The organism is Peribacillus acanthi (assembly GCF_003073175.1).
GTDB lineage: Bacteria > Bacillota > Bacilli > Bacillales > DSM-1321 > Bacillus_BN > Bacillus_BN acanthi.
Genome location: NZ_QBBX01000002.1, coordinates 299,614 through 311,828, shown reverse-complemented (window position 1 = coordinate 311,828; position 12,215 = coordinate 299,614). Strand labels below are relative to the sequence as shown.

The 12,215-nt window shown below is 37.2% G+C and carries 12 protein-coding genes; all 12 read left to right on the top strand.

Translation table 11 applies throughout. The features are described 5' to 3' along the window. Positions 1-144: 144 nt before the first annotated feature. Positions 145-867, top strand: coding sequence for an elongation factor P 5-aminopentanone reductase (gene ymfI, locus DBX25_RS03250; RefSeq protein WP_108669334.1), 723 nt, complete (start codon positions 145-147; stop codon positions 865-867). A gap of 67 nt (positions 868-934) precedes the next feature. Next, positions 935-1,192, top strand: coding sequence for a DUF3243 domain-containing protein (locus DBX25_RS03245; protein WP_108669333.1), 258 nt, complete (start codon positions 935-937; stop codon positions 1,190-1,192). Positions 1,193-1,477: 285 nt separating this feature from the next. Continuing rightward, positions 1,478-2,269: a DUF3388 domain-containing protein gene (locus DBX25_RS03240; protein WP_108669332.1), complete on the top strand. Its 792-nt coding sequence runs from the start codon at positions 1,478-1,480 to the stop codon at positions 2,267-2,269. An 11-nt stretch (positions 2,270-2,280) separates the two neighbouring features. Further along, on the top strand, positions 2,281-3,177 hold the full coding sequence (locus DBX25_RS03235) for a helix-turn-helix domain-containing protein (RefSeq protein ID WP_338066667.1): 897 nt from the start codon (positions 2,281-2,283) through the stop codon (positions 3,175-3,177). 92 nt (positions 3,178-3,269) lie between these two features. Then, entirely contained in the window at positions 3,270-3,851 is a 582-nt protein-coding gene (gene pgsA, locus DBX25_RS03230; RefSeq protein WP_276309570.1) for a CDP-diacylglycerol--glycerol-3-phosphate 3-phosphatidyltransferase, read from the top strand. A gap of 17 nt (positions 3,852-3,868) precedes the next feature. Continuing rightward, on the top strand, positions 3,869-5,104 hold the full coding sequence (locus DBX25_RS03225) for a competence/damage-inducible protein A (RefSeq protein ID WP_108669329.1): 1,236 nt from the start codon (positions 3,869-3,871) through the stop codon (positions 5,102-5,104). 422 nt (positions 5,105-5,526) lie between these two features. Next, complete coding sequence (gene recA, locus DBX25_RS03220) at positions 5,527-6,570, top strand: recombinase RecA (RefSeq protein ID WP_108669328.1); 1,044 nt, start codon at positions 5,527-5,529, stop codon at positions 6,568-6,570. A gap of 392 nt (positions 6,571-6,962) precedes the next feature. Next, positions 6,963-8,522, top strand: coding sequence for a ribonuclease Y (gene rny / locus DBX25_RS03215; RefSeq protein WP_108669327.1), 1,560 nt, complete (start codon positions 6,963-6,965; stop codon positions 8,520-8,522). A 167-nt stretch (positions 8,523-8,689) separates the two neighbouring features. Then, positions 8,690-9,487 (top strand): TIGR00282 family metallophosphoesterase, encoded by a 798-nt coding sequence (locus tag DBX25_RS03210; protein WP_108669326.1) that lies wholly within the window; start codon positions 8,690-8,692, stop codon positions 9,485-9,487. A 237-nt stretch (positions 9,488-9,724) separates the two neighbouring features. After that, complete coding sequence (gene spoVS / locus DBX25_RS03205) at positions 9,725-9,985, top strand: stage V sporulation protein SpoVS (RefSeq protein WP_108669325.1); 261 nt, start codon at positions 9,725-9,727, stop codon at positions 9,983-9,985. 387 nt (positions 9,986-10,372) lie between these two features. Beyond that, complete coding sequence (locus DBX25_RS03200; RefSeq protein ID WP_108669324.1) at positions 10,373-11,314, top strand: dipeptidase; 942 nt, start codon at positions 10,373-10,375, stop codon at positions 11,312-11,314. Positions 11,315-11,581: 267 nt separating this feature from the next. Then, positions 11,582-12,215 (top strand): 2-oxoacid:acceptor oxidoreductase family protein (locus DBX25_RS21130; RefSeq protein WP_240620131.1); only part of this gene is annotated, 634 nt, incomplete at its 3' end.

Genomic DNA, 12,215 nt, shown 5'->3' with positions numbered 1-12,215 from the left:
CTTCCCCTCAAACATAAAATCCCGTAGAAACACAAAAAACTGACTCAAATGATCGTCATTCAACGACCTTTTGAGTCAGCCTCTTTTTCTAGTTATAAAAATCCTGTACAATGGTGGTATGTTAATATAGAAGGGGTTCAAAACGTGAAACAATTCATTCTTATTACGGGTGCAAGCGGGGGAATTGGGAGAGCCATTTCGACTTTACTTGCTTCCAATGGGTTTAATTTATATCTTCATTACAATACCAATCAAGTTGCAATAAGTAATCTTATAAGAGAACTTGAACACTTTGGTGGGGAGTATATTCCTGTAAGAGCAGATCTTTCTTCACCACAAGGTCCTGAAATCCTTGCCAAGCAAATTTTTTCATTAAATGGCATTGTCTTAAATAGTGGAAAGAGTCACTATGGATTAATTGAAGATGTTGGAGAACAAGAAATCATGGAAATGATACAACTCCACGTTGCGAGTCCATATACCATTGTTAAAAAATTACTCCCAAAAATAAAAAGAAATGATAGCGGTAATATTATTGCCGTAACTTCCATTTGGGGACAAACTGGGGCAGCTTGTGAAGTTTTATATTCCATGCTAAAAGGCGGTCAACAAAGCTTTGTCAAAGCCCTTGCAAAAGAACTCGCGTTATCCGGAATTAGGGTAAATGCAGTTTCGCCTGGTGCCGTTCAAACAGAAATGTTAAATCAATTTTCCATGGATGAATTAGAGTCACTAAAAGATGAAATCCCAATGGGAAGATTGGGTTTACCTAATGAAATCGCAGAAGCCATCCTTTTTTTATTATCAGAAAAGTCATCCTATATTACAGGTCAAATATTATCTGTAAATGGCGGTTGGTATACATAAACATGAATATTCTTTAGAATCCCAAGACAAACTACATGATGTAGTACCAAAAGAAAGGGTGAAAATCATGTCAGTTTTAGAAAACTGGGATCAATGGAAAAACTTTTTAGGAGACCGACTTCATAACGCTGAATCACAAGGAGTAACACATCAAACTGTTTCAGAGCTAGCATATGAAATTGGTGATTATTTGGCAAAACAAGTTCAGCCTAAAAATGATCAAGAAAAAGTTTTAGCCGACCTATGGTCAGTTGCTTCTGAAGAAGAGAAACATAGTATTGCTAATATGATGGTTAAGCTTGTAAGTAATAACGGTACTCGCTAACCATAGTTGGGTGGAGAATTTGCTCTCCACTCTTTTTTTATTGAAAAAGGATGACTACGTCAATTGTTAGCAATAGGACTTATAAGGAAAATTTCATTAAATTTATCTCTAGTATTAATATTTCGTTCCTCTTATCACGTCTTGTTTCGGTTCAAGGTTTCAGAGTGATAACTCAAAATCGATTTTTGTAGGTTTTTCCTTTCAAGTTATGGGAAAATCATATATTATAAGAGATGCAACTGTACAATAAGGCATCGCCTCAAAGGTGACGAGGGAGTATAACACATGGATCGTAAAGAATGGTATCTAGAATATGAAATTCAAAAAAATCGCCCTGGACTATTAGGTGACATTTCTTCTTTACTCGGAATGCTTTCCATAAACATTGTAACGATTAATGGTGTCGATGAAGGCAGGCGTGGTCTTCTTCTTTTAGCAAATGACTGTAAGAATATTGAGAGACTTGAATCAATTCTTTCTACGATGGATACGATAAAAGTAACAAAACTAAGAGAGCCAAAGCTGCGTGATCGTCTAGCTGTCCGTCATGGACGTTATATTCAGCGAGACGCAGATGATAAAAAGACGTTCCGATTTGTTCGAGACGAATTAGGTTTGCTTGTCGACTTTATGGCTGAACTTTTCAAACAAGATACACATAAGTTGATTGGAATACGGGGTATGCCAAGAGTAGGGAAAACAGAATCCATTGTTGCTGCTAGTGTTTGTGCCAATAAAAGATGGCTATTCGTTTCCTCTACACTTTTAAAACAAACGATAAGAAGTCAATTGATAGAGGACGAGTATAATAATAACAACTTGTTTATTTTGGATGGTATCGTTTCTACCCGTAGAGCAAATGAAAAACATTGGCAGTTAGTTAGGGAAATTATGAGGCTAAACGCTGTAAAAGTAATAGAACATCCAGATGTGTTTGTTCAAAACTCTGAATACACTTTGGATGATTTTGACTATATTATTGAACTGAGAAATAACCCTGATGAAGAAATAACATATGAAGTGGTCGAACAGAACGATATGTTGAGTGGTTCTGATTTTGGATCCTTTGATTTTTAAAAATATGGTAGGTGTTACAATTGACTGAATTAGGTAATCGACTAAGGGAAGAACGCGAAGCAAAAGGGTTAAGCTTAGACGATTTGCAAAGTATGACGAAAATCCAGAAGCGCTATTTAGTGGGAATTGAAGAAGGCAACTATGGAATGATGCCTGGAAAATTCTATGTTAGAGCATTCATTAAGCAATATGCTGAAGCGATTGGTTTAGAGCCAGAAGAAATCTTTGAGCAATACAAATCGGATATTCCTTCTGTACATAATGATGAATTACCAACCCAACTATCAAGAGTTAAGACAAGAAATACGTTATCTCCAAGGACGTCAAAAGCAATGGATATACTTCCAAAAGCACTTGCTGTTGTTTTTCTAGTGGGAGCAGCTGTTTTAGCTTGGGTACTAATTTCAAAAAGCGTAGAAAACAATACAAAAGAAAATACTGAAGAAAATCAATCTGAAACTGTTAAATATCAAGAAAAGAAAAATTCACCTCTTACAAAAAAAGAAGAGGAAGAAAAAGAGAAGGCTGAAGAAAACACTACTACTGAAGAAGAAAAACAAGAAGAGGTTGTAGAACAACCTAAACAAGAAATCACAATGGTATCTAGTAAAGGTAGAGATTCTATTTTTGAATTAAAAAATACGAATGTTTTCAAAGTAAAATTGGTTTCAAAGGGCAATACTTGGGTCAATATTAAGAATGGTAAAGGCTTCTCATTTTTCCAAGGAACTCTAAAAGCCAATGAAAGTAAAGAAGTTGATATGACTAATGAAGTCGCAGCCGAAATGGTAATTGGTAATTCTATTGATACAGAAATTTACATTAATGAACAAAAACTAGAATATGTTATCCCTCCTACAGAACAAGTAAGACAGGATATAACCGTACAGTTCACGAAGGCCGAGTAGTGCCTCTAATCATTCGGTGTCGTTCGTTGTGGCGGGCGACACTTCTTTTTGTAATCTGCTCTTTACTTTATTTTTTGTTGTTGGAGGTTTTTATTTTGAATTTACCTAATAAAATTACAATTTCAAGGATTTTTCTCATTCCGCTTTTCCTTTTTGTTATGTTGTTTCCTTTTTCTTGGGGATCTATAACAATAGGTGGAGTGACGATACCCATTAGTCACCTTGTAGGTGCAGCGATTTTTATCATTGCTTCTACAACAGATTGGATTGATGGTTATTATGCAAGAAAGTTGAATCAAGTAACGAACCTTGGGAAATTTCTTGATCCTCTTGCAGATAAGTTACTTGTCTCAGCCGCCTTAATCGTGCTAGTGGAACTTCAATTGGCCGCTTCTTGGATTGTCATTATCATTATTAGCCGTGAATTTGCCGTGACAGGACTAAGGTTGATTTTAGCTGGTACCGGTGAAGTTGTAGCAGCAAATATGCTTGGAAAAATTAAAACATGGGCACAAATTATTGCCATTTCAGCATTGTTGTTGCATAATCTTCCATTTGAGTTAATTTCTTTCCCATTTGCTACAATTTCACTTTGGGTTGCAATGTTCTTTACCATTTGGTCTGGTTGGGATTATTTCATTAAAAACAAAGAAGTTTTTAAACATTCTAAGTAATGAATGGAGAGATTGGCATGAATGCTGAGATTATTGCTGTCGGTTCGGAATTACTTTTAGGGCAAATCGTAAATACTAATGCAAGATTTTTATCACAGCAACTTGCCGAAATCGGAATTAATGTATATTATCACACCGTCGTAGGAGACAATCCTATTCGACTAGAAAAGGCTATAGAAGTTGCTGAAGAAAGGTCCAATTTAATTATCTTTACTGGCGGCTTAGGTCCGACAAAAGATGATTTAACAAAAGAAACCATTGCAAGGCACCTAGATAGAAAGCTAATCATGGATGAGCATGCTTTATTATCCATAACGCAGTACTTTGAGAAAACTGGAAGAGAAATGACGGAAAATAATAAAAAACAAGCATTGGTTTTAGAAGGTTCTGTTGTCCTTCCTAACGATCATGGAATGGCTCCTGGCATGATTTTGACACGGTCAGGAATTACATATATGTTGTTACCTGGTCCACCAAAGGAAATGGAACCAATGTTTATTTCCTACGGTGCTGATGCTCTTTATAAAAAAACAAATAGCAAGGAACGCATCTATTCTAAGGTTCTCCGTTTCTTTGGAATTGGAGAAGCAGCACTTGAAACCAAGGTGGAAGACCTTTTAGATTACCAAAATCCTACTGTTGCTCCTTTAGCTTCAGATGGAGAAGTTACTTTGCGCATAACTGCTAAACATTCTAATTACGATGACGCAATGGTTTTAATTGAAGGAGTAGAAAAAGAGATTTTAACAAGAGTTGGAGAATTCCATTACGGCTATGGAACTACTTCTTTAATCAATGAAGTCTTTAATAGATTGTCATCTGCTGGCATGACACTGTCTTGTGTTGAAAGCTTAACAGGTGGGATGTTTCAAGAAGAAATAACTTCTTTACAAGGATCAAGTGCTTTGTTCATGGGTGGAATTGTTTCATACTCAAATGAGGCTAAAATAAAGCTTCTTGATGTTAAGGAACATACCATTGTAGAATTCGGAGCAGTGAGTGAGCAGTGCGCTAAGGAAATGGCTGAAAATGTTAGGTTAAAACTTAGTTCGGATATTGGTATGAGTTTTACGGGTGTCGCAGGACCAGATGAAGTAGAGGGAAAACCAGTGGGAACTGTATGGATAGGAGTAGCAAGGAAAGGAAAGCCTACTGTTGCATATTCTGTTAATCTTGCTGGGAGTAGAAATTCTATAAGAATTCGTACAGTTAAGCATGGCTGTCATATACTATTAAATAATTTACAAGAGTAGGCCAAAATATTATGGTCTACTCTTTTTTAGTTTCAGAAAGAATTTATGGGTAGCAAGAGGTAAGTTGACGTAGTGGTCAATTTAAAGTCCAGCTGAGCTTTTCCAGGCGGATGGTTAATAGCTTAGTTATCTAGCGAAAATCAAAATCATGAAGAACAGAAAAAATTTTGAAAGTTAAAATTTCTATTTTCTATGAAGTTATTATAATGAAAATCTAATTTTTACCTATGGGAAAATTGGATTTTATGATAATTACTCCTTCAAAAAAATCGAATGAATGTTCGATTTTTTGCTTGGCAAACGCAAGAAAAGGGTTTATAGTAGAGATAGGAATTGAGATGAGACAAACTCAAGAACCTATTAAAATATTTGTAGATTTCTGATCGGTACATGCCGGTTATATATATAAAGGAGGAACTCTAGTGAGCGATCGTCAAGCAGCACTTGAAATGGCGTTAAAGCAAATAGAAAAGCAATTCGGTAAAGGTTCCATCATGAAGCTAGGAGAACAAACAGACAGAAAGATTTCAACGTATTCCAGTGGTTCATTGGCATTGGATGTTGCCTTAGGAGTAGGTGGATATCCAAGAGGAAGAATTATCGAAGTTTACGGACCAGAGAGTTCTGGTAAAACGACGGTAGCATTACATGCGATTGCTGAAGTACAAGAACGTGGTGGACAAGCTGCATTTATCGATGCCGAGCATGCATTGGATCCAGTATACGCTCAAAAACTAGGTGTCAACATTGATGAATTATTGTTATCACAACCAGATACAGGTGAACAGGCATTAGAAATCGCTGAAGCACTTGTAAGAAGTGGGGCAGTCGATATTATTGTCATCGACTCTGTAGCAGCATTAGTTCCTAAGGCCGAGATTGAAGGGGAAATGGGAGATTCTCATGTGGGTCTTCAAGCTCGCTTAATGTCACAAGCTCTTCGTAAATTATCAGGTGCAATTAATAAATCAAAAACTATTGCCATCTTCATTAACCAAATTCGTGAAAAAGTCGGTGTCATGTTCGGAAACCCTGAGACTACTCCAGGTGGACGTGCCTTGAAGTTCTATTCTTCCGTACGTTTAGAAGTGCGTCGTGCTGAGCAATTGAAACAAGGTAATGACGTTGTAGGAAATAAAACTAAAATTAAAGTTGTGAAGAACAAGGTTGCTCCACCATTCCGTGCTGCAGAAGTAGACATCATGTATGGTGAAGGAATTTCTCGCGAAGGAGAAATCATCGATATGGGTTCAGACCTGGACATCATTCAAAAGAGTGGTTCTTGGTATTCTTATAATGATGAGCGACTTGGCCAAGGAAGAGAAAATGCAAAGCTCTTCTTAAAAGAGAACCCTTCACTACGTCTTGAAGTCATGAAAAAGATTCGTGACCATTATAATCTAGATGGAGAACATATTGCTCCAGAGGATGAAAACGAACAAGATGAATTTCAATTAATAGATTAATTTTCACGTCTGAGACTTGGCTAGTGAATGCCAAGTCTCATTTTGTACTTAATAAAACTAACAAAGCTAATAGTCGAGGTAGTGGCCTTAGGATTGAAATATAAACGTCCTCTACGTCTCAACCTTCTCTATGCAACTAGACAATTTGCGGTATTCAAATATAGATTATTTAATAAATTGCAATAATTCTTATGTTTTGGCGAACCGTGTAGGGACAAACCCTTGACAATAAAATTTCACGGAATTACAATTAATATGTATATTTTACATTTTTTCTTTTTTGAATTAAAAATTGTGAAAATCCAAAGTGCTTGTTTATTGTATGAAAGAAACAATTTACATGCCAACTGACAAACATTAGTTACAAGTTCATAGCAAGGGGAGGTGAAAGTATGGAAATTACAGATATCATCTCCATTTTGCTTGGCCTATTCGTCGGTGCAGCTGTTGGCTATTTTGTTCGAAAGAGCATTTCTGAGAATAAAATAGCTGGGGCAAAAAGTGAAGCTGAACGTATCATTGATGATGCAAAACGTGAAGCGGAAGCCTTGAAAAAGGAAGCCCTATTGGAAGCAAAAGATGAAATTCATAAACTTCGTTCCGATGCAGAACGTGATATTAAGGAACGTAGAAATGAATTAACAAAACAAGAAAATCGATTATTGCAAAAAGAAGAGAACCTAGATCGAAAAGATGATTCGCTTGATAAGCGAGAAAATCAACTAGAGAAAAAGGAAGACTCTCTAAACCAAAGACAACAGCATATTGAAGAGATGGAAAGCAAAGTGGACGAGATGATTCGTTTGCAGCAAACTGAGCTAGAGCGCATTTCAAGTTTAACTCGAGATGAAGCGAAAGCCATCATCCTAGATCGTGTTGAAAAGGAACTTACACATGATATCGCTATCATGATTAAGGAAAATGAAAACCGAGCTAAGGAAGAAGCAGATAAAAAGGCGAAAGAAGTCCTTTCACTTGCTATCCAGCGTTGTGCAGCTGATCATGTTGCAGAAACTACGGTATCTGTCGTGAATCTTCCAAATGATGAAATGAAGGGCCGTATCATCGGTCGTGAGGGACGTAACATTCGTACTCTTGAAACGCTTACAGGTATTGACTTAATTATTGATGATACACCTGAAGCAGTCATATTATCAGGGTTTGATCCAATTAGACGTGAAACAGCCCGCTTAGCGCTTGAAAAGCTTGTGCAAGACGGTCGGATCCATCCTGCCCGTATCGAGGAAATGGTCGATAAGGCACGCAGGGAAGTGGATGAACATATTCGTGAAATCGGTGAACAGACTACTTTCGAAGTGGGAGTTCATGGTCTGCACCCAGACTTAATCAAGATTCTTGGTCGCTTAAAATTCAGAACAAGTTACGGACAAAATGTGCTTAAACACTCTATGGAAGTAGCTCAACTTTCTGGATTACTTGCAGCTGAGCTTGGTGAGGATGAAACACTTGCACGTCGTGCTGGTCTTTTACATGACATTGGTAAAGCAATTGACCATGAGGTAGAAGGAAGCCACGTAGAAATTGGTGTAGAATTGGCTACAAAGTACAAAGAGCACCCTGTTGTAATAAACAGTATTGCTTCCCATCATGGGGACTTTGAACCAACTTCTGTCATCGCAGTTCTTGTTGCTGCTGCCGATGCACTATCTGCTGCTAGACCAGGTGCAAGAAGTGAAACACTTGAGAACTATATCAGAAGACTTGAAAAGTTGGAGGAGATTTCAGAATCCTATGATGGAGTTGAGAAATCCTTCGCTATCCAAGCTGGAAGAGAAGTTCGCATCATGGTTAGACCAGAACAGATTGATGACTTGGAAGCACATCGTTTAGCTCGTGATATTCGTAAACGAATCGAAGAAGAACTCGATTATCCTGGACATATTAAGGTAACGGTTATTCGAGAAACACGAGCAGTTGAATATGCAAAATAGAAATCTGTAAGATTTAACATGGAAGGAGCGGTGAGAATACCGCTCCTTTTTGTATGTCTAACGAGCGAAAAGTTTCTTGAGAAGGATGAAAGCCGGTCATTTGTACTATATTCCTAAAAAAAGGTACAATGGATGGGAGAAAAGGGTAAACAGAAAGGGTTTTCAGAATGAAGTTATTATTTATTGGAGATGTTGTTGGTTCTCCAGGTAGAGACATGGTTAAAGAGTACTTACCTAAATTAAAGGAAAAATATAAACCACATACGATTGTAATCAATGGCGAGAATTCCGCAGCAGGAAGAGGAATTACAGAAAAAATCTACCGCCAATTCCTGGAGTGGGGAGCGAATGCTGTCACTCTAGGTAACCATGCATGGGACCACAAGGATATATACGACTTTATTGATAGTGAAAAATATCTTGTTAGACCAGCGAACTTTCCTGAAGGAGCACCCGGTGAGGGGTTGAAATTTGTAAAATGGAATGCAATTGAAGTAGCCATCATTAACTTACAAGGTAGAACCTTTATGCCGCCACTTGATTGTCCATTTAAGAAGGCAGATGAATTAATCGAAATCGCCAAGCGTCGAACTAATATCATTTTTGTAGATTTTCATGCGGAGGCTACGAGCGAAAAACAAGCTCTTGGATGGTATTTGGACGGAAGAGTGTCAGCTGTAGTTGGAACTCATACACATGTACAAACTGCTGATAATCGAATCCTACCAAATGGTACTGCTTATATAACGGATGTTGGAATGACGGGTCCTTATGATGGGATTTTAGGAATGGGAAAAGAACCCATCATAAAAAAATTCTTATCATCATTACCAGCACGTTTTGAAGTACCTAAAGAAGGTAGAACAGTTTTAAGTGGAGTGATACTTGAAATTGATGATAAAACTGGTAAAACCAAAAAAATAGATCGTATTCTAATAAATGAAGATCAACCGTTAATCTTCTAAAGTCGTTGCTGTCACCATATCTTGGTGGCAGTTTTTTAATGGATTAATTAGCTAATTATACACTTCAGTTGGGTACAGTGACTGTTATTGGTATTTTTTCTGAATTTTTCCGTTCGTAGGGGACCAAGCTGGAATAAGTATAAGATTCTACGAATATAGTAGCAATGGTAAGAAATATATTTTTAGAATTATCTTATACCTTTTTCGAAAAGGGAATTATGCAAGGAGGAGCTAGGAATGGAAATATTAAAGGTTTCAGCAAAATCTAATCCCAATTCTGTAGCAGGCGCGCTAGCGGGTGTTTTACGAGAACGAGGTGCCGCGGAAATTCAAGCGATAGGTGCCGGCGCGTTAAATCAAGCTGTAAAGGCAGTAGCAATAGCAAGAGGATTTGTCGCACCTAGTGGAGTAGATTTGATATGTGTCCCTGCATTTACAGATATTAAAATTGATAACGAAGAAAGAACAGCCATTAAATTAATTGTGGAACCTAGATAAGGATTAATTCACGAAAACTAATAGTAATACTCTTGACCTGTTTGCTGCTGCGAACAGGTATTTTTAATGTACACCAGGAAATATAATCTAGAAGTATGAATAACTTTATGAAATACAAATTGTCCATGTCTAGAAATGATGAATAGGACGTGCCTACCTTAGTCGGCCTCTAGGTCATAAGCCTAAGGTAAAAACGAACCTTCTAGCCAGCTTGTCTTATGCTTGTCTGACTACGACAGGATGTGGTCGCGTCAGTGTTCGCCACAGGTCGTGTCGGTGTTTAGCTGACGGTCAACTCTTGGAAGACGTTTCCCGCTTTTGTTATTTCCTACAGGTGATTCGTGCTATTATAAAAAAAGAGAATCTAGTTCAAAAAGGTGGGACGACATGAATTCAAAACCGAAAATTTTTGATGCGCACTGTGATGTCTTAATGAAAATGTTCCTTAATCCAAATCTATCATTCCATAATAGTGAAGATTTACACCTTACAAATAATCAATTAATAAGTACAGGATCGAAAGTTCAATGTTTTGCCATATATATTCCGGAAAGAATTCATCCATCAATGAGATTTCATGCAGCTTTGACGATGATTGAACATTTCTATGAAAATATTGTAAAGACACCAAACATGAAATTGGTTAAAAGTAAAAGAGATATAGATCTACTAGAAGAAAATGAAATAGGAGCAGTCCTTACCCTTGAGGGGTGCGATTGTATTGGGGAAGATTTACTGAAATTAAAAACATTGCTTAGATTAGGAGTATCTTCAGTAGGGTTAACTTGGAATCATTCCAATGCAATAGCTGATGGTATTCTAGAGCCAAGGGGCGGAGGCTTGACGGCATTTGGACATAAAGTTGTATCCTTATTAGAGGAAACCAACACATGGTGTGATGTGTCACACCTTTCAGTGCGCGGATTCTGGGATGTAATGGAATATGATCTCCGAACCATTGCTTCACATTCTAACTGTCATTCTATCTGTTCCAATCCTCGTAACTTAAACGATGAACAAATTACCCATCTAATAAAGAAAGATTCAGTAATGGGAATTACTTTTGTCCCTGAATTCCTTGTTTCTAATGGAGTTGCATCTATTACGGATGTAATAAAGCACATTGACCACGTTTGTTCTCTAGGTGGAGAAAATCATTTAGGTTTCGGTTCAGATTTCGATGGAATTGATAAAGTGGTAATGGGACTGGAGAGGTATCAAGGATATGCAAGGTTAATGGAAGAATTATATAAACACTACACAACCAATCAAGTTGATAAATTTCTATTTAATAATTTCACAAAGAGATTCCCTATAAGACACATATAAGAAAAAGGATACTATGTCAATTTACTAGTTTATGAAAATTGTAAAAATATTATGCATATTTTTGGTAACAAATAATGTGAAAGGGTTGCTTTTTTTTATTGATAAGTCTAGAATTGAATCGTTTAGTACACCTTCATCTAAGGCTGGAACAGCAACGAAAGAGATATCTTACATAACCGACTGGCAATCTAGTTAATTATATGGAGAAGTGCTACAATAAAAGTGTATAAGTTTGCCATTTTGAACGTACATAAAGGGGTGTAAAAGATGATCAATCAACTTTCGTGGAAAGTTGGCGGACAACAAGGGGAAGGGATCGAAAGTACAGGGGAAATTTTCTGTATTGCACTTAATCGATTAGGCTACTACTTGTATGGATACCGTCACTTCTCATCTCGTATCAAAGGTGGTCATACAAACAACAAAATTCGTGTCAGCACTACGCAAACGCGTTCAGTTTCTGACGATTTAGATATTCTTGTTGCTTTTGACCAAGAGACTATAGATGTAAACTATAAAGAATTGCATGATAAAGGGGTTATCATTGCTGATGCAAAGTTTAACCCAGAACGACCTGAAGATACGAATGCAACACTTTATGCTGTTCCATTTACAGAAATTGCAACAGAGCTTGGAACTTCGCTTATGAAGAACATGGTGGCAATCGGTGCTTCAAGTGCCGTATTGAATCTTGATATTAGTATCTTTAAAGAAGTGGTTGTAGAGATTTTTGGCCGCAAGGGCGATCAAGTCGTTCAAAAGAACCTTGATGCGATTCAAGCAGGCTTTGACTATATGAGTGAGAAACTAGGCGATAACTTTGGTGCCATGCAGCTTGAAAAGGGTGATGGCAACAAACGCCTATTTATGATAGGAAATGATGCAATCGCTCTAGGTGCTT

Bases quoted from the DNA above. Each gene is read 5' to 3' on its own strand.
- rny (WP_108669327.1), top strand. From the start codon at position 6,963: ATGGAAATTACAGATATCATCTCCATTTTGCTTGGCCTATTCGTCGGT.
- DBX25_RS03245 (WP_108669333.1), top strand. From the start codon at position 935: ATGTCAGTTTTAGAAAACTGGGATCAATGGAAAAACTTTTTAGGAGAC.
- spoVS (WP_108669325.1), top strand. From the start codon at position 9,725: ATGGAAATATTAAAGGTTTCAGCAAAATCTAATCCCAATTCTGTAGCA.
- DBX25_RS03240 (WP_108669332.1), top strand. From the start codon at position 1,478: ATGGATCGTAAAGAATGGTATCTAGAATATGAAATTCAAAAAAATCGC.
- DBX25_RS03210 (WP_108669326.1), top strand. From the start codon at position 8,690: ATGAAGTTATTATTTATTGGAGATGTTGTTGGTTCTCCAGGTAGAGAC.
- DBX25_RS03200 (WP_108669324.1), top strand. From the start codon at position 10,373: ATGAATTCAAAACCGAAAATTTTTGATGCGCACTGTGATGTCTTAATG.
- DBX25_RS03225 (WP_108669329.1), top strand. From the start codon at position 3,869: ATGAATGCTGAGATTATTGCTGTCGGTTCGGAATTACTTTTAGGGCAA.